We start from the raw sequence: 18,063 nt of genomic DNA, 5'->3' as shown, positions 1-18,063 counted from the left end.
GACTTAGTCTGATGAAAAAACTCATCCTGTCTTCTCTGATCATTCTGATAGGGATCACCTTTATCGGGAGGCTAAGCTATTTGCAACTTTTCCGCTTCTCCTCTGCGGATCAGATTTATGACGACCCGGCCATTAAGGTAGTTTACGACTATCCCGAGCGAGGGCATATCTACGATCGAAATGGCAAGTTACTGGTGGCCAACCAGCCCGCTTATGATGTGATGGTTATCCCCAGGGAAGTGGAACCCCTGGATACCCTGGAGTTCTGCGACCTGCTGGGTATTGACAAGGAACGTTTCGACAGTCAGCTAAAGAAAGCTCGGGTTTATTCCCCCCGATTGCCCTCTGTAATGGTGCCTCAACTTTCCAAACGGGACTACGCCCGATTACAGGAAAAGATGCGCAAATACAAGGGATTCTATATTGAAAAGCGCTCCCTGCGCGATTACAATACCCCCGCTGCAGCAAATGTCCTGGGGTATATCTCAGAGGTAAACGAATGGGACCTGAAACAAAACCCCTACTACGAGCAAGGAGAACTTACCGGCCGAACGGGGATTGAAAAACAATACGAGGAGATCCTCAGAGGTCGTAAAGGGGTAAAAGTTATTCAAAAGGATCGCTTTAACCGGGACATTGGCCCGTACAAAAATGGTACCCTCGACACCCTGCCCAAGCCGGGAACCGAGCTCCATCTAACCCTGGATAAGGTGTTGCAGGAATACGGAGAGCTGCTGATGAACGGCAAGCGCGGCGGTATTGTAGCGATTGAACCCGAATCCGGGGAAATCCTGGCCATGATCTCGGGACCAACCTATGATCCGGCCTTGCTGGTGGGTCGGGAACGCTCGCGGAATTATACCCGGCTCCACAACGATACCCTCTCAAAACCCACCTGGGATCGCTCCATACTGGCCCAGCCCTCCCCGGGATCCCCATTCAAAACCCTGAATGCCCTGGTGGCCCTTCAGGAAGGCATTATTACCCCGCAAACCACCTTCATGTGTTACAATGGATTCTACGTGGGAAACAAAAAACGGGGATGTCACTGCGGCGGAGGAATGCGTACGATGAATAGCGGAATTTACCGTTCCTGCAACGCGTATTTTGCAGGCACCTTCCGCAAATTCTACGACAATTACGTAACTACAGACGAGGGACAGGATATCTGGGAAAAGCACATGCGCAGTTTTGGCCTGGGCAACTACCTCGGCTACGATTTACCCACCGGGGCGCCAGGACGTGTTCCCGGAAAGGAATACTACGACCGCGTCTACGGAGACAACCGCTGGAGTTCCTCCTACATTATTTCGAACTCTATCGGGCAGGGCGAAGTGGCGGCCACGCCCATACAGCTGGCCAATATGACGGCTGCCATAGCCAATCGCGGATGGTATTATACCCCACACGTCCTCAAGAAAATGGGCGGTGAAGAGATCGCCGACCCGCGCTACACGGAACGCAAATACACGACCATAGATCCCGTTCACTTTGAACCGGTAATTCGCGGTATGGCCGATGTCTACAACAAGGGAACGGCGAAATGGATTAAGATTCCGGGAATTGATATTGCGGGGAAAACCGGAACCGTTGAGAACTTCACCAAGATAGACGGGGTACGCACCCAGTTGACGGACCACTCGGTTTTCGTGGCTTTTGCCCCAGTGGACAAGCCTAAAATTGCCCTCGCTGTCTACATTGAAAATGGCTACTACGGGGCCCGGTATGCCGGTCATATCGCTTCCCTGATGATCGAGAAATACCTCAAGGGAGAAATAACCCGTACCGACCTGGAGCGACGTATGCTGGAGAAAACCCTGGAACATGAATACGCCAAGCCCTACAGCGGCGAGGAATTTGAGATAAACGAATATGTCTGGTAGCAATGCGGTCCGAAGGATCGACTGGCTTTCCGTGCTGATCTACCTTTCCCTGGTCCTTATCGGTTGGGTCAATATTTATTCCAGCACCCTGGAACCGGATAGCAGCATCCTCGATATGGGGCATCGCTACGGAAAACAGCTGATTTTTATCGGGGTAAGCCTGGCACTGATCATTGTAGTCATGGCCCTGGAGGCCTCATTCTATGAACGCTTTGCCAGCTTGTTCTACGTCATTGTCCTGGTACTCCTGGTAGGCCTCTTCCTCTTTGGCAAAACCATAGCCGGGGCAACCTCCTGGTACAGCCTGGGCTTTTTTAACCTGCAGCCCTCGGAGCTGGCCAAAACGGCAACAGCCCTGGCCCTGGCCAAGTACCTCAGCGATATCCAGACCGATATCAAAAGGCGTAAGGACCAGTTTCGCGCCTTACTGATTATCCTGCTCCCTGCCTTGTTGATTATCCCCCAGCCCGATCCCGGGAGCGCCCTGGTATTCTTTGCCCTGGTCTTTGTACTATTCAGAGAAGGTCTCCCCTTATGGTACCTGGGGTTGGCGCTACTGGCTGTACTTTTGTTTATAACTACATTGATCTTTGGCACCATTTGGGTGGGTATTGGCCTGGCGCTGCTCATTGCGCTGGTATTTGCGCTAAAACGCCCCTCGGTCAAAATACCGCTGCTCCCTGTGGTTGGTTTGTTTTTGGTTTCCGTAGTATTCTCGCTCTCCGTAGACTTTGTCTTTGATAATGTATTTGAACAGCGTCACCGGGATCGCTTTACTTTGTGGTTGCGTTTGGAAAAGGATCCGGATAAATTAGAGGAGATTCGAAAAACGATAGGATACAATACCTACCAATCGGAAAAGGCCATAGAGTCGGGAGGATTCTGGGGGAAGGGATTCCTGGAAGGAACACGTACCAAAGGGGATTTTGTCCCAGAACAGGATACCGACTACATCTTTACCACTGTTGGGGAGGAATGGGGCTTCCTCGGTACGGCCTCCGTGACCTTGCTTTTTACCTTTTTGCTGTTGCGCCTGGTTCACCTGGCCGAACGCCAGAAAAATGCCTTTAGCCGCATGTATGGCTATGGGGTGATCTCCATCCTGCTCATCCACTTTTTTATCAATATCGGGATGGTCATTGGCCTGCTGCCAACCATTGGGATTCCTTTACCCTTGCTCAGTTATGGAGGCTCCAGCCTGCTGGGCTTTACCCTCTTGCTTTTTATCTTCCTCAAACTCGATGCGAACCGCCTGAACGAGTGGGCTTAATTTCCCCTTAAAGTTATGGGCCAGGAGGAAGTGGTTGCTTCTGCCTCCCATTGTTGCTGGGTACGGGTGTCGAGTTCAGCAAAGAAATCGATCCCTGTGGCCGCTTCAATAACATCGATACTCACGCGGTAATTATCCAGGGGTAGGTTTTCCTCCCGGTTTGGCATCAGAAAGGCTGTTGCTTTCAGGTTCGCTGCCTTGCCTCGAAAGACGACTTTGTAGAAATAACGCGGGACATCCACATCCTCGCTTCCGATTTCCTCCAACCCGGGTTCTAAAACCCCGCCTGTAATTACATAGAGCTCGCCATAGCGCCGGCACCAGGCCCTTACCTGTTGTTCCAGGGTATTCCAGGTGCCTGCATTGAACTCTGAATCCTGCGGGCTTATATTGCTGGTATAAAATGTCTGGTTGTAGGCTTCCTCAGAAAACCGCCTGTCCCCTGCCGGGCAAAGGTGGCCGCGATCGTAGCCCGAACCGCGATAGTTGCGCCAATCTGCAGATTTGGTTCCCACCCTAGGATCTTCCACAAAATAGGGTCGTTGCCGGTCGTCGCGGGTCAGGTGGGTGGGTTTCAGGGTATAAGCCACCCAGGCCGCTTGTTCGTAGGGTTCGCTGTAGCCCAGCACATGGTGATTGTGCACAACGACTTCGGCCTCCGGGTAATCAGGCAAAAAATCATCGGGGAACTCCGTTTTAACAGCCGGGTTTTCAGAGGCGTATGGGTCCGGGGTGTAGAAATTTTCGAACCACCAGAAACCCACTACGCAGAGGAGCATCAGGACGGAGTAAATCCAGCGATTTCTTTTGCTTTTACGCATGAAAAAAGTGTAAGACAAAGCCCCGAAAAACGACTAACTTATGACCGAAAATAAGCTTTTAATTTATGACCAAGGACCTGAATTGGAACGACGTTATCCGGTACTGCCGAACGGGGAGTCCGGAGCCCGAACGCAAAGTAACTAAAACCGATAAAGAGTGGCGGGAAATGCTCACTCCCGAACAATACCGAATCACGCGGCAACACGGAACGGAAGCCCCGGGAACCGGGGATTATTGTACGGCCTACGACCCGGGAATCTATGGCTGTGTGTGTTGCAATACCCCCTTGTTCGATTCCCGGATTAAGTTCGAATCCGGAACGGGGTGGCCGAGTTTTACCCAACCTGTTGCGGATCACAGTATCCGGTATATCAAGGACACGTCTTTTGGAATGATTCGGGTGGAAACGCGCTGCCATGTTTGCGATGCCCATTTGGGCCACGTATTCCCCGATGGACCCCCGCCTACCGGCCTGAGATATTGTATTAACTCCGCAGCTTTGGTACTCGATCCCGAAGCCGAATTAAATACTGAGAACCATGACTCCTGAATTGCATGAAGCCACCGTTGGTGGTGGTTGCTTCTGGTGCACAGAAGCTGTTTTCCTGGAAGTTGCCGGGGTGGAAGAAGTGATCTCGGGTTACAGTGGGGGAAACCTGCCCGGGAAACCCACCTATCGGGAAGTTTGCAGCGGCTTGTCCGGGCACGCGGAAGTTATCCGGATTCGCTTTAATCCCGAGCTGGTAAGCTACGCCGACCTATTGCGAATCTTTATGGCTACCCACGATCCGACTACCCTGAATCGCCAGGGGGCAGACCGGGGTACGCAGTACCGCTCGGTAATCTTTTTCCACAACCCGGAGCAACAGCAAACTGCCTCCGAGGTCCTGGAGGAAATGAAGGAGTACTACAGCGATCCTATAGTTACCGAACTGAGCCCGTTGAAGAATTTCTATGAGGCCGAAGAAGAACACCAGGATTTCTATCGCCGCAATAAGGAATATGGGTACTGCCGGGTGGTAATCGATCCGAAGCTGCGCAAGTTGCGTGAAAGTTTCACCGAGAAACTAAAAAGCTGATCCCTGTTTCTACAATCCTGTAAAAGGTTGGCACAAAAGAAAAACCCTGGCCGAAAAGCCAGGGTTTTTTGTTTTTTTGGATTGAGGTTTACCCCTTAATCCTCCATTCGCTTCGCCAGTTTGTCCTTGCGGAAACTATTCATGCGAAGATCCTCCAGGACGTTGATCGATTCCTCAACGTAGACATCTCCAGCCAGGTTGCGATGCCAGCGGTCGCGCTTTTCGCGTAATACGGAATCCTGGGTGAATAATTCAGTTTCATACGGCAATGAGCTAAAGCTCAACTGGGAATCGTATTTCAGGTTCTCACGGAAATAATTAGACTGATCTTTAATTTCCTGCTCGCGCTCCCGATACAATTCGTACTTCAGGGGAACGGATTTCTGATCCTGTTGTTCTTTTAACCAGCGGGCATTTTTCTCTACCATGGCAATCTGTGGATGCTGGGCCAGACGCTGCTGAGAGCGCTCAATAGTCCCTTCAAAATCGATATAACCATCCCATGGCTCATAGTCGGCCGGGCTGATCTGATCCCACTTCAGGGGATTTTGCTGGTCCTTTTCGCCCAGGTCAATGTAGCTGTAGCGGTCCGGAAGAACAACATCGCTCTTTACGCCTTCCAACTGATTGGAACCACCACTCACCCGATAAAACTTCTGGGTGGTGATTTTGATGGCTCCCAGATCACCGTACTCGTTACCGCGGACGATGTTGGAAAGCGGGATGATATTCTGTACCGTACCCTTTCCGAAAGTTTGCTTACTCCCGATAACTACGGCACGCTTATAATCCTGCATAGCACCCGCCATAATCTCAGAGGCGGAAGCCGATAATTCGTTTACAAGGATAACCAGCGGGCCATCCCATTGGATGCGCTCGTCCTTGTCTTCGTATACTTCTTTTTCCTGATCTGAAGACCGCACCTGTACTACAGGTCCGTCTTTGATGAAGAGTCCGGCCATCTCCACCACAGTCTTCAGGGATCCCCCTCCGTTATTTCGGAGATCCAGAATCAGGCCTTCTGCACCTTGCTCCTTGAGCATAGCTACTTCACGGGCCACATCGGCCGCAGAATTCCGGCTGTTGTAATTTTCGAAATCAGCGTAGAAGCTCGGCAAGTGGATCAGGCCATATGTAGTCCCATCCTTGATCACGGTAGCCGACTTGGCAAAAGATTCCTCCAGCTCCACAACATCGCGGGTAATCGAAATCACTTCGATAGACCCATCTACTTTGCGAACGGTGAGGTCAACTACGGTACCTTTTGGCCCTTTGATGAGTTTGATGGCATCGTCCAGGCGCATGCCCACAATATTTACAGGAGGTTCCCCTTCCTGCCCTACTTTGAGGATTTCATCACCCACTTCAATTTGCTGGTCGCGCCATACGGGACCTCCGGAAATAATTTCCACAATTTTAGCTCCCTCGGGCTTCTTCTGAAGACGTGCCCCAATCCCTTCGAATTTCCCGGACATGTCAATGTCGAAGCGCTCCTTGTCCTCTGGAGCGAAATAAAGGGTATGCGGATCGAATTCATCCACAATGGTATTGAGGTATTGTACAAACCAATCCTTACGCTCAAGGTCGTCCGTAAAAGCGAAGAACTCATCCAGGGTCTGGCGGGTAGCCTCACGGGAAGCCTTTTCGGCCTCTTCCGGCGTTATTTTGGCTGCCTCATCTTTTTGGCTTAGCGTAAGCTTGGAATCGTAGGTGCCAATAGTAGCATATTTCAGCTGCTTCCTCCAACGCTCCTTTAAAGACTCGCGGGAGTCTGCATAAGATTGCTTATCGTAATCGGTATCGATAACCTCGGCGGTGCTGAAATCAAAAGGTTGATCCAGTACTTCTTGATAGATCTCGCGGGCATCGGCCATTCGCTCCATCAGCCGGTCATAGACCAGATTAAAAAAGCTGATATCGGTATTCTTGATCTGGTCGTCGATCTGAAATTTGTATTGTTCGAATTCCCGGATGTCGGACTCCAGGAAATAGCGTTTGGTAGGATCTATCACATCGATGAAATCCTCGTACACGCTTACCGAGAAATCGTCATTGATGTCCTTGGGCTCGTAGTGAGCGCGATCCAGGACATAAACGATGAGATCGAGTAGGAGTTTATCTTTGTCGTCAGTTTCGAAAGAGCTGCTGGCAAAACTGCAGGAGGCTACAGCGATCAGAGGGATCCAAACAGCAAGAAAGAATTTTCGCTTCATGTAATTTTTTTTATTCCCCCGGACTTAGGCCCGCCTTAAGGTCAAAACCTCCAAAAGGGCGAAAATCAGGGGCATCGGCATTGATTAATGAACTCCCAAGATACAGAAAAAACCGTGCCAGAAAGACCAGCGGCTGGTAATTTTTTGTTAATGCATGCTTCGGACTCCTACGCATGAAAAACGTATTTTTGGCGGATAAAGTATTTTTTTTCGACCTGATGAACCCCAAAAAGGAAATAGCGATTGGATTTATCGTTGGAATCATAGCCAATATCCTGGGCGTACTGGCCTATATTCTCCTGTTTTCGGACCTTGGCATTGCCGAGACCTATGCCGCGGCAGTTGAAGAGGATCACGTGGGTAGCCTGCTCGCTTTGGGAGCCATCCTGAACCTGGTAGCTTTCTTTGGATTCCTGCGGCTGCGCCGGGATTATCGTGCCCGGGGTGTGCTTATGGCAACGGTATTGACCGCCCTGATCATCCTCTATTATAAGATTAGCTAAGCTTTGAAGTACTACATCATCGCCGGAGAAGCCTCGGGAGACCTCCACGGGTCTAACCTGATCCGTGCGCTGAAGCGTATTGATCCCCAGGCCGAAATTCGCTGCTGGGGCGGGGATCGGATGCAAAAAGCAGGGGGAGAACTGGTAAAACACTATCGGGAACTATCCTTTATGGGTTTCCTGGAAGTGATCCGACACTTGCCCACTATTTTCCGCAATATCGCCTTCTGCAAGGAAGACATCGCCGCCTACAACCCGGATGCGGTAATATTCATCGATTTCTCCGGATTTAACCTGCGTATTGCCAAATGGGCCAAAGCAGCTGGCTTTAAAACGCATTACTACATTTCGCCCCAGGTCTGGGCCTCACGGGAGGGGCGGGTTAAGAAAATCGCCCGGGACATAGACCATATGTACGTCATCCTCCCGTTCGAGAAGGCCTTTTACGAGGAAAAACACAACCTGCCCGTCCATTTTGTGGGTCACCCGCTTATCGATGCGATGAGCAACCTTTCAGAGACCCCTGCTGCCGCTTTTATGGAGGCAGAAGGACTGGATCCAGAGAAACCCCTGATTGCCTTGTTGCCCGGCAGCCGCAAACAAGAGATTCATAAAATCCTTTCCATAATGATGGAAGTGGTACCACTTTTCCCGGAGTATCAGTTTGCCATTGCAGGAGCCCCTAGCCTGGATCAGGAGGATTACGAACCCTACCTTGCCGGAACAGCCGTAAAACTTATCCGGGACAAGACCTACCCCTTGTTGCAGGCAGCCCATGCCGCCCTGGTAACCAGCGGGACGGCCACCCTGGAAACCGCCCTGGTCGGGGTACCGCAAGTGGTGTGTTATAAGGGAAGCTGGCTGTCCTATCAAATCGCCCGGCGCATCATTAACCTGGAATATATTTCCCTGGTAAACCTCATCATGGACCGGGAAGTAGTCCGGGAACTCATTCAGGGGGAACTCCGGAAAGACACCTTGCAAGCTGCCCTGGCAGAACTGCTGGAAGGCCCGATCAGAGATCAGCAACTTGTTGATTTTGAATTGCTTCGAGAGAAATTAGGTGGAGAAGGGGCGAGTCAAAATGCAGCGCAACTGATTTTCGATTTCAGTTCGGCCCGTTAAATTGCCAACGGCTTCCCAGGAATTTATATACTTTCGTAGAGAGGAAGCCCGTTATCCGGATATGAAGCGCTCTTTGCTCCCCAGTTTAAAACCACTTCTTATCGTTGTCCTTTTCCTGGCAATGACGAGCTGCGGCGTCGTCCGCAAAAAGACCACCTACGGCTCCCGAAATAATCCCTCAGTAAGTGTTCCCGCTTCCCCCGAAACAACCCCCTCAGATTCCTCAGCAAACACGGAACTGGCAACCACCGGAGAAGACTCCAGGGATGTAAAAGAATCCCGCGCCGATCGCCGCTTTAAAAATGAAGCCAAGGCCGATGCCATCATTAGTACGGCCATGGATTATACCGGGACGCGATACAAATACGGGGGAACCACCCGAAAAGGTATGGACTGCTCCGGCCTACTCTACGTAGCCTTTGGCGCCCACGACTTTAGTATTCCCAGAGTGAGCATTGAGATGTCCAAAATGGGGCGCAAAGTACGCGTACAAAACCTGCGTAAGGGCGATCTGGTATTCTTTACCACCACCCGGCGCGGCCGGCGTATCAACCATGTTGGCTTGGTAGTTGCTGCTAACGGGGACGACGTTCGCTTTATCCATTCCACCAGCTCCCGTGGGGTTATTGTCTCTTCCCTCAGGGAAGGTTACTGGAATTCGGCCTTTGTAAAGGCTACGCGAATCCTCTGACTTGGGGAAAGCCGGGCTGCCCCTCTGGGCATTGTCCGCCGCCCTTGGACTGGGCATCTTTCTGAGCTTCGAGATTTCATTTCCCCTGCAAGTTGTATGCATCTTTGCAGCGATATCCGGTTTACTCCTGGGGCTTTGCTGGGGATTCCCCAAAAGCGTACATCCCTATGGATTCCTCATAACGGCCGTAGTGAGTTTCATTGGCCTTGGTTTGCTCGCGGGAAGTCTGGAGCTACCAGAAAACCAACCTGCACATTTCAGGCATGTACAACCCCTACCCGATTCCTCAATCCCTGAAATGCGCATATCCCTTAGCCTGGAAGAAAGACGACGGCCCACTCCTTTTTCCCGTCCATGGATCGCTAAAGTATATGCTGCAAATGGCCAACCGGCAAGTGGCCTGATGCTGCTTCAGTTTCCTGAAACTTCCCCCGACAGTCTTTGGCTCCCTGGAGATAAAATTTTTCTAAAGGGAATTCCCAACGGCTTTACGCCACCGAAGAATCCTGGGGATTTTGATTACGGGAATTATATGCGAACGCAGGGAATCTGGTATCAAGTAAATATAGAGGAGAGACACTATAAACAAAGCCCGGCAAAAACCGATCCCTTATACAAGCTTTCCCTATGGCGACGCGATCTGCATCACAGACTTACAAATTCCGGTTTGAACTCCAGGGCAGCAGGTCTTTTCAGTGCGCTGCTCCTCGGTGTACGAAACGAGCTTGATCCGGAATTACGCCAGGAATACCAGCGCTCGGGTACGGCCCATTTGCTGGCTATTTCCGGGCTACATGTGGGCCTGGTCTTGCTCCTCGTTCGGGTTTTCCTCAAGTTGCTGTTGGGTCGGTTCCGGTTCAAAGGGAAGCGCCAGTTTCTTTACCTGACCAGCTTATCGGCACTCTGGATCTATACCGCCCTTGCGGGCTTCGGCGCCTCCGTAGTGCGGGCGAGTATCATGTTAAGCCTTTGGTTGGTGGCGGAACAGCACTACCGAAGGGGGCAAAGCCTGCATTTCCTGGGCCTTGCAGCAATGGTAATGCTCGCTGTTATCAATCCGCACTGGGTGCTTCAACCCGGGTTCCAGCTGAGCTTCGGAGCCGTTTGGGGAATCCTGGCGTTCTTCCCCGCTGTGAATGGATGGCTCGCAGCCTTTGTTAATCGAATTGCTAGCTTGGGTATACCGCCACCGATTAACACATTCCTGAAGAAAGTGGGCAACCTGAGTGCCATTAGCGTGAGTGCACAACTAGGCGTAGTGCCTGTAGCCCTGTTTCATTTTCATCAGTTCCCCTGGCATTTCTTAGCTGGCAGTCTTGTCCTGGTACCTTTTTTAGGGGTAATGCTTACCCTGGGGTTTAGCTTACTTATTGCGAGCAGCTTTGGCCCGGTTCCGGAGGGCTTGATTTGGTTGGCAGAGACCTTGGTCCAGGGCCAGAATAGCCTGGTTTCAAAACTCGCGGCACAGGAAGCCTTCATCTCCACAGGAATACGCTGGGATTCCGGCCATCTCCTGCTAAGCTATCTGTTGTTGGTAGGACTGGCCCTTGCCCTTCGTAAACCCACCACACGAACTGTCCGGAAAACCCGAATAAATAACAAAGCGCTTCAGGTGGCGCTTCTCGCGACCAGCGCCCTCTGCCTCTACGACCTGCAACAGGAAATACGTATTGGGAGGGGTCGGGAACTATGGATCCCCCAGCGCACCGCCTCAAGCGGGCTTTGGATTCGCAACGGCAAGACTCTGGAGCCACACGCCGAAAACCAAGACAATTGGGGGAATACCACGACTAATTATGCCAGCGCGCTTGGCTTGCAAATCCAGGAAACAAAAAGCTTACAGACCGCTTACCGCTTCGGGGGGAAACGCCTGCTTCGAATCAGCGGGAAGGAAGAAGCCCAGGCAGGCTTGTCGGGATTAACTGCGATCCCTGGTGCTCCGAAAACGCCCCTCATCCTCCTGCTTTCCCATTCCCCTAAGAAAATCGATTCCGCCTTGCTGGCTGCCCTTGCCCCTGAAATGGTTATTGCCGACGGCAGTAATTATTACAGTGCGCTGGATCGGTGGGAAACCTTGTGTGAAAAACTGAAAATCCCCTTCCATGCTACGGCGAGAAAGGGGGCTTTCTGTATTGATTTGAATACTGTTGCCTCGAGGCGCAGCGCAAGTGATTAATGGACTTTGCCCATGAGGCGCTTAATTAAGGGTGAGGCTATCAAAACAATGATTCCCGCTCCCAAGGCGTATTTAGCGATAAGCATAAACCCATCCGTGTACACCGTTAGCGTATCAAAACCGCCAATATTCGCATCCGTGCTTTCAATGGCCAGTTGTTTGCCGATAAATCCAACCACCTGAAAGGCAAATGCCGAAGACAAGAACCAAACGCCCATGATAAAGGCTATAATGCGCTTGGGGGCCAGGTCTGTCATTTTGGAGAGCCCTACAGGCGACATGAATAATTCCCCTACTGAAATCAGGAAATACATCAATAAGAGGTAGCTAAAGGGAACGAGTCCTGCTTCATTGGCACTACCATCACTAATAGCCAGAATGTAGAAACTGATACCCGCAAAAAGCAACCCCAGGCCAAACTTGTAAGGTGTCCTTGGATTCATCTTTCGTTTGGTCAACCAGGTCCACATCATCGATATAGGGATGGCCAGAATAATAATCCACATGGAATTCAGGGAGTTTGTTTGCGCTGCGGTCATAATCCCCTCCAAGTCTACGTTTCGGGAAGCAAAAAGCGTAATGACGCTCCCTGAGAGCTCGTGGAAACCCCAGAAAATGGTCATGAAAAAGGTAAACAGCACGGCGGCAAAGAGCTTCTTTCGCTCATCCGGTGTTGCCGAAATCATGATGTAGGCCATGTACCCCAAAACAGCGAAGCCGATAAAGTAAAAGAGGAGGTTTACGATATTGGTGCCTTCGAGAAAACTACCTTCCCCACCCAGAGACTGGTAGGAAGACAAGAGGTAGGCAATCAGCGGGGCCGCCAGAACGGCCAGAATGGGAACTAAAGTGCCTTGCTTAATCCCTGCCACTTTTTTATCAACGCTCCCGTTGTCAGGAGGAAGTCCGCGGTCACCAAATACGCCTTTGCGAATTCCGCTCCAGAAAAAGATGAGCCCGGTTAACATCCCTATTCCCGCCAATCCGAAGCCATAATGCCACCCATACTTGGCTGCCAGCCAGCCACATAGCAGCGGAGCTACCCAGCCCCCGATATTAATCCCCATGTAGAAGATCGTAAACCCGGAATCTTTCTTGGGGTCACCATCCTTATAGAGCGTCCCTACGAAAGTTGAAATATTGGGCTTGAAGAAGCCGTTTCCAACGATGATAAAAGAAAGGGCAAGGAAGAAAGCGATGTTATGTTCAATAGCCAGCACAAAATGGCCTATTGCCATGAGAATCCCACCCAAAAAAATGGATTTACGCATACCCAGGATGGAATCAGAAATCCGTCCTCCAACTACGGTTGAGGCATAGACTAAGGATCCGTAGGAGGCATAAACGGCAGCTGTGGCGTAATCCCGTTCTACCAGTTTCTCATAGATCACGTTCACCATGTACAAGGTGAGCAGGGCACGCATCCCATAGAAGCTGAAGCGCTCCCATAGCTCGGCGAAGAACAGGTAAAAAAGGCCTTTCGGATGGCCAAACATTTGCTGTTGGTCTGAAACGTCGGGTGTAGTTTGCATAATCCTTTGAGTTTGGTTTGGTCGGTTTCGCCGGAGAACCTATAAATTCTCCAATACGAATTTGGTCATTTTGTTATACAGGTGCAGGCGGGTATTCCCCCCGTAAATCCCGTGGTTCTTATCGGGGTAAATGGCCCAGTCAAAGGGTTTGTTGGCCTGTACCAAAGCCTCGATCATACGCATGGTATTCTGCACATGAACGTTATCGTCGGCCGAGCCATGTACCAGCAGGTACTTTCCTTTGAGTTGGTCGGCGAAAAATATCGGGGAATTGTCGTCGTAACCACTGGGGTTTTCCTGAGGCGTCTGCATGTAGCGCTCGGTATAGATAGTATCGTAAAAACGCCAGCTGGTAACCGGGGCCACAGCGATAGCCATTTCAAAAACCTCGTTCCCTTTCAGGATGCAGTTAGAAGACATAAAGCCCCCGTAACTCCACCCCCATATCCCGGTGCGGTCTGCATCGATATACGCGCGTTCACTAAGCAGGCGGGCTGCCTCGATCTGGTCTTCGACCTCGTATTTCCCCAATTCCTTCTGGGTAACCTTCTTAAAATCCCGGCCCTTCAAGCCGGTACCGCGTCCATCGACACAAGCGACAATATAACCTTCCGAAACCAGGAGCTCGTGCCAGTAATCATTACTTGCGTACCAGCGATTGGAAACCGATTGGGAGCCCGGACCGCTATACTGATAGAGGAATAAGGGATACTCCTTGTTGGGGTCGAAATCCACGGGTTTGATCATGTACATGTTCAAACTGTTTCCGTTGACTTCCAGCGTGCTGAATTCCTTGGGGGAAAACTCGTAGTTCGCAAGCTTTTCCTTGAGGCTGTTGTTGTTGAGCAACTCCTTGACCAGGGAACCGTCAGAAGCCTTATGCAGGGTGTACATCGGTGGGGTTTCAACACTGCTGAAGGCATCGATAAAGTAGCTGAAATCTGCACTGAAGGAAGCGCTATGCGTCCCTGCCCCCTGGGTCAGGCGTTTCTTGCCTTTCCCTTTTACTGTGATGCTGTAGACGTCGCGGACAATGGAGCCCTGCTCTGTGGATTGATAAAAAATCCGCTTGCGTTTTGGATCGTACCCGTAGTAGGAAGTTACTTCCCAGGGGCCGCTTGTAAGCTGAATCTGCTGCTTACCGTCCTGCCCATGGAGATAAATATGGTTGAAGCCATCTTTCTCGCTGGTCCAGATAAAGCGATCGTCTTCCAGGAAGGTCAGGTTATCGGTAATATCTACATAAGCCGCATCCTTTTCTTCTAACAGGGTGGTAACCGAGCCATCTGCCGCATTGACCTTCAGCAACTTTAAATCGTTCTGGTGACGGTTTATGGCCTGCACGCTCAGGTGGTCTTTATGATGCATCCACTCCAGGCGGGGAATGTAATGCGGATTGCCCAGGTCTACCGGGCTGGTCCGGGCACTGGCCAGATCGTAAAGGTGTAGCGAGACATCGGCGTTGGCCTCTCCCGCTTTGGGATACTTAAAATTATAGGGGAAGGGATACAGGTCATCCCCATAGACATCCATGGAGAATTCCGGCACTTCGCTCTCGTCAAAGCGCAGGAAAGCCAACCGCGTTCCATCCGAATTCCATTCGAATGCCCGCACAAAAGCAAATTCCTCCTCGTAAACCCAGTCGGTTACCCCGTTGATGATGCGATTCCGTTCGCCATCGGAAGTTACCTGGGTAAGTTCCTGGGAGGTAAGATCCAAATAGTACAGGTTGTTTTCCCAGACAAAGCCCACCTTATCTCCTGCCGGGGAGAGCGTTGGTTCCTGAATCTTGTTTTCTGAAATCTTGACCAGGGTTTTGGCCTCCAGGTCATATACGTAATAGATTCCAAGGCGGGAACGACGGAAAACAGGTTCTACTTCTGTAGCCAGCAAGACCTTGGTTTCGTCCTCACTGAAGCGATAGGAAGAAAATTTGGGAATGCCGGCAGCCGCGTCACTTTTGAGGAGCGTACCTACTAACTCCTGCGTCTGATAGGCGTATTTATCTATCGCGCTGGTGCCCTGGTCGCGATCCTGGTTGAGTACGGTATAATGCTGCCCATCGGCCATGGATCGCAGCACCTCCATGCGCTCTGTACGGAAGGCTCCGCCCCAGATATCTTCCAGGGTAATTTTTTGCTGAGCCGTTGCGGTGGGGGTTCCTAAAATTAGAAAAAAGCCGAGTAGTAAAAACGTTCGCACACTTGCAGTTATAGTAGTGTGCCGGAGGGAATGTATCATAGTTTATGTTCGAAATAAAGCATTCTTCAAGTTTATGAATATTTCGAAGGATTAGCAACTTTTTCGGCAGCCGCTTCGGCGGGTACAGCGCACAAAATCCATTCCTAAAAATGCAGCTGGGCGGGTCGGGAGGAAAGGTGAGCTTTCCGTATCTTTAACCCTCAAAACCACCCGATGACCCAAACGGTAGAAGGCTTCTCCAAACTGAGCAAGTCGGAAAAGATCCGCTGGATTGCCACCCGCTTCACCCAAAATCCCGAGCAAACCGAGGCCGTGCTGCGGCAATATTGGAACTCGGATGAACAGCTGCAGCAACTCCACGACGAGTTTATCGAAAACACCATCAGTAATTTCTACCTCCCCCTGGGGGTGGCCCCGAATTTTCTGGTAGATGGAAAAATCTATGCCCTGCCCATGGCTATTGAAGAGAGCTCGGTGGTGGCCGCGGCCAGTAAGGCGGCTAAATTCTGGGGTACGCGCGGGGGATTCCACACAGAAATCCTGGGTACGGAGAAAGTGGGACAGGTACATTTCCGCTATGGGGGAAACCCAAAAAAATTAAAGGCCTTTATTACGGAAATCATGCCGGTTATGATGACCGATATCGAGCCCATTACCCGGAACATGGAAGCCCGGGGTGGCGGTATTACGGGAATTACCCTAAGGGAAAAAACCGCTGAATTGCCAGGTTATTATCAGCTGCATTGCACCTTTGAAACCAAGGATGCGATGGGGGCAAATTTTATAAACTCCTGCCTGGAAAGCCTGGCGCAAACCCTGATGCGGGAGGCAGAAAAGCACCCCACTATGTCCTCGGACACCCCTGGGGAGTCCCGGATCGAAGTGCTGATGAGCATCCTTTCCAACTACGTGCCCAACTGCCGCGTCCGCGCAGAAGTACGCTGTCCGGTAGCAGAACTCTCCGAAGGGAACGGGATGAACGGACGACGGTTTGCGGAACGGATGATACAGGCCATTGCCGTAGCCGAGTGTGAACCGTACCGGGCGGTAACCCACAACAAAGGGGTAATGAACGGGATTGATGCCCTGGTCATTGCCACCGGAAATGATTTCAGAGCAGTGGAAGCCGGGGTTCATGCCTTTGCGGCCCGTTCCGGGCAGTACGGCAGCCTTACCCATGCCAGCCTGGAAGGCGATGAATTCCGATTTTGGATCGAAATTCCCCTGGCACTAGGGACCGTAGGAGGCCTGACCCGCCTGCACCCGCTGGTAAAACTGGCCCTGGAAATTCTGGGGAACCCGGATGCCGAAACCTTGATGCGCCTTACCGCTGTGGCAGGTCTCGCCCAGAACTTTGCAGCACTTCGTTCCCTGGTTACTGTGGGGATCCAGCAGGGGCATATGAAAATGCACCTGCTCAATATCCTGAATCAGCTTGGGGCAACGGCCGATGAGAAAACAGCGCTGGTGGATTATTTCCGTAAGCACACGGTAAGCCATAGTGCAGCCTCCGAACAACTGGAACTACTACGCAAGGGTAAATGAGGATTTGATACCCGACCATGATGCAGCCCGATTCAAAACGATTTTACAGTCACGGTAAGCTTTTACTCTTTGGGGAATACGCCGTGCTGGACGGAGCAACAGCCCTGGCCATCCCTACCCGTTTCGGACAAAGCCTGGAGATCGCAGGGTTCGGCGATCGGGATAAAGACACCGATGGGCTCAAATGGCAGAGTAGGGACTCCAAAGGGCAGCCCTGGTTTACGACAACCTTTGATTCGGAAGAACTACGCCGTGGTGATGCCGCCAACATCCCGACAAAATCAGCAAGCCCGGCAACGGATGATGCCATTAGAGCCCGATTACTCGAAATCCTAAGCGTTGCCCTGAAACTCAGTGGCGACAAGGGGTTTGAAACCATTAACCAAAAGGAGATTATCACGCACCTGGAATTCCCGAGGGAGTGGGGGCTTGGAACTTCTTCTACCTTAATCGCCAACCTCTCAGAACTCTTTGGGATTAACCCTTACGCGCTATCCGACCAGACCCTGGGGGGAAGTGGCTATGATCTGGCCTGCGCCGGTGCCGCGGGTCCTATTTTCTATACCCGTCGGGAAGCAGGAGCGCCCGAAATAACAGCGGCTCCCTTCCAACCTGCATTTGCCGATAGCCTGTACTTTGTCTTTTCAGGAAATAAGCAGGACAGCCGGGCCGGCATAAAACGCTATCGGGAACAAGGCAGGGATACCGCTTCCCTGCTGCAATCCCTCACTGCAATCAGCAAGGCCATGGCTACTACCCAAAGCCTTGAAGTTTTTCAGCAAGGCATGCAGGAATCGGAAGCCTTATTATCCGAAGCGCTGGACTTTGAACCGGTTCAAAAAAGATTGTTTTCGGACTACCCCGGAGCGATCAAAAGCCTGGGGGCCTGGGGTGGGGATTTTATCCTGGCCGCCGGAAATGAAAATACCCCCGGGTATTTCAACTCCCGGGGGTATCAGACTGTACTTCGTTATTCGGAAATGGCGCTGCCTGAAAGCTGAGCTTCCCCTAAATAAGCTATT

Annotated in this window: 14 protein-coding genes; 10 read left to right on the top strand and 4 right to left on the bottom strand. The window is 51.4% G+C overall.

Annotation, left to right across the window (positions count from 1 at the left end; genetic code table 11):
• The first annotated feature begins 11 nt into the window (after window positions 1-11).
• Entirely contained in the window at window positions 12-1,883 is a 1,872-nt protein-coding gene (mrdA, locus tag BM318_RS07510) for a penicillin-binding protein 2 (protein WP_092981890.1), read from the top strand.
• Window positions 1,873-3,153, top strand: coding sequence for a rod shape-determining protein RodA (gene rodA, locus BM318_RS07505; protein WP_092981889.1), 1,281 nt, complete (start codon window positions 1,873-1,875; stop codon window positions 3,151-3,153). Before mrdA ends, rodA begins: the two co-directional genes overlap by 11 nt.
• Here the strand turns inward: rodA and BM318_RS07500 are convergent.
• Window positions 3,150-3,974 (bottom strand): DNA/RNA non-specific endonuclease, encoded by an 825-nt coding sequence (locus BM318_RS07500; RefSeq protein ID WP_092981888.1) that lies wholly within the window; start codon window positions 3,972-3,974, stop codon window positions 3,150-3,152. The two genes, rodA and BM318_RS07500, sit on opposite strands and share 4 nt — an antisense overlap.
• A gap of 65 nt (window positions 3,975-4,039) precedes the next feature.
• Here BM318_RS07500 and msrB point away from each other — a divergent pair, with 65 nt between their 5' ends.
• Together msrB and msrA are read left to right on the top strand one after the other, a co-directional pair.
• Entirely contained in the window at window positions 4,040-4,525 is a 486-nt protein-coding gene (gene msrB, locus BM318_RS07495) for a peptide-methionine (R)-S-oxide reductase MsrB (RefSeq protein ID WP_092981887.1), read from the top strand.
• Window positions 4,515-5,054 (top strand): peptide-methionine (S)-S-oxide reductase MsrA, encoded by a 540-nt coding sequence (msrA, locus tag BM318_RS07490; RefSeq protein WP_092981886.1) that lies wholly within the window; start codon window positions 4,515-4,517, stop codon window positions 5,052-5,054. The genes msrB and msrA overlap by 11 nt, the downstream gene beginning before the upstream one ends.
• A 95-nt stretch (window positions 5,055-5,149) precedes the next feature.
• Here msrA and BM318_RS07485 read toward each other — a convergent pair whose 3' ends face one another.
• The gene (locus tag BM318_RS07485; RefSeq protein WP_092981885.1) at window positions 5,150-7,267 is read right to left on the bottom strand and encodes a carboxy terminal-processing peptidase; all 2,118 of its coding nucleotides are present in this window, start codon (window positions 7,265-7,267) and stop codon (window positions 5,150-5,152) included.
• Window positions 7,268-7,485: 218 nt separating this feature from the next.
• Between BM318_RS07485 and BM318_RS07480 the strand changes: the two genes are divergently transcribed.
• The 4 genes from BM318_RS07480 to BM318_RS07465 all read left to right on the top strand — a co-directional run bounded on the left by BM318_RS07480 (window position 7,486) and on the right by BM318_RS07465 (window position 11,762).
• Window positions 7,486-7,770 (top strand): hypothetical protein, encoded by a 285-nt coding sequence (locus tag BM318_RS07480; RefSeq protein ID WP_092982116.1) that lies wholly within the window; start codon window positions 7,486-7,488, stop codon window positions 7,768-7,770.
• A gap of 3 nt (window positions 7,771-7,773) precedes the next feature.
• Complete coding sequence (gene lpxB / locus BM318_RS07475) at window positions 7,774-8,895, top strand: lipid-A-disaccharide synthase (RefSeq protein WP_092981884.1); 1,122 nt, start codon at window positions 7,774-7,776, stop codon at window positions 8,893-8,895.
• Window positions 8,896-8,956: 61 nt separating this feature from the next.
• Window positions 8,957-9,586 carry a C40 family peptidase gene (locus tag BM318_RS07470; RefSeq protein WP_092982115.1) on the top strand — a complete coding sequence of 210 codons (630 nt, stop codon included), beginning with the start codon at window positions 8,957-8,959 and terminating at the stop codon, window positions 9,584-9,586.
• Between the two features lies 1 nt (window position 9,587).
• Entirely contained in the window at window positions 9,588-11,762 is a 2,175-nt protein-coding gene (locus tag BM318_RS07465) for a ComEC/Rec2 family competence protein (protein WP_092981883.1), read from the top strand.
• Here the strand turns inward: BM318_RS07465 and BM318_RS07460 are convergent.
• Window positions 11,759-13,294, bottom strand: a complete 1,536-nt coding sequence (locus BM318_RS07460; protein ID WP_092981882.1) for a peptide MFS transporter — start codon at window positions 13,292-13,294, stop codon at window positions 11,759-11,761. The genes BM318_RS07465 and BM318_RS07460 overlap by 4 nt on opposite strands.
• Before the next feature lie 39 nt (window positions 13,295-13,333).
• Window positions 13,334-15,535 carry a S9 family peptidase gene (locus tag BM318_RS07455; protein ID WP_092981881.1) on the bottom strand — a complete coding sequence of 734 codons (2,202 nt, stop codon included), beginning with the start codon at window positions 15,533-15,535 and terminating at the stop codon, window positions 13,334-13,336.
• A 174-nt stretch (window positions 15,536-15,709) separates the two neighbouring features.
• Between BM318_RS07455 and BM318_RS07450 the strand changes: the two genes are divergently transcribed.
• Window positions 15,710-17,041 carry a hydroxymethylglutaryl-CoA reductase, degradative gene (locus BM318_RS07450; protein ID WP_092981880.1) on the top strand — a complete coding sequence of 444 codons (1,332 nt, stop codon included), beginning with the start codon at window positions 15,710-15,712 and terminating at the stop codon, window positions 17,039-17,041.
• A 17-nt stretch (window positions 17,042-17,058) separates the two neighbouring features.
• Window positions 17,059-18,042 (top strand): GYDIA family GHMP kinase, encoded by a 984-nt coding sequence (locus BM318_RS07445; protein ID WP_092981879.1) that lies wholly within the window; start codon window positions 17,059-17,061, stop codon window positions 18,040-18,042.
• Window positions 18,043-18,063 lie beyond the last annotated feature (21 nt).

The organism is Robiginitalea myxolifaciens (assembly GCF_900115205.1).
Classification (GTDB): Bacteria; Bacteroidota; Bacteroidia; order Flavobacteriales; family Flavobacteriaceae; genus Robiginitalea; species Robiginitalea myxolifaciens.
This window is presented reverse-complemented; position numbering and strand designations above follow the sequence as displayed.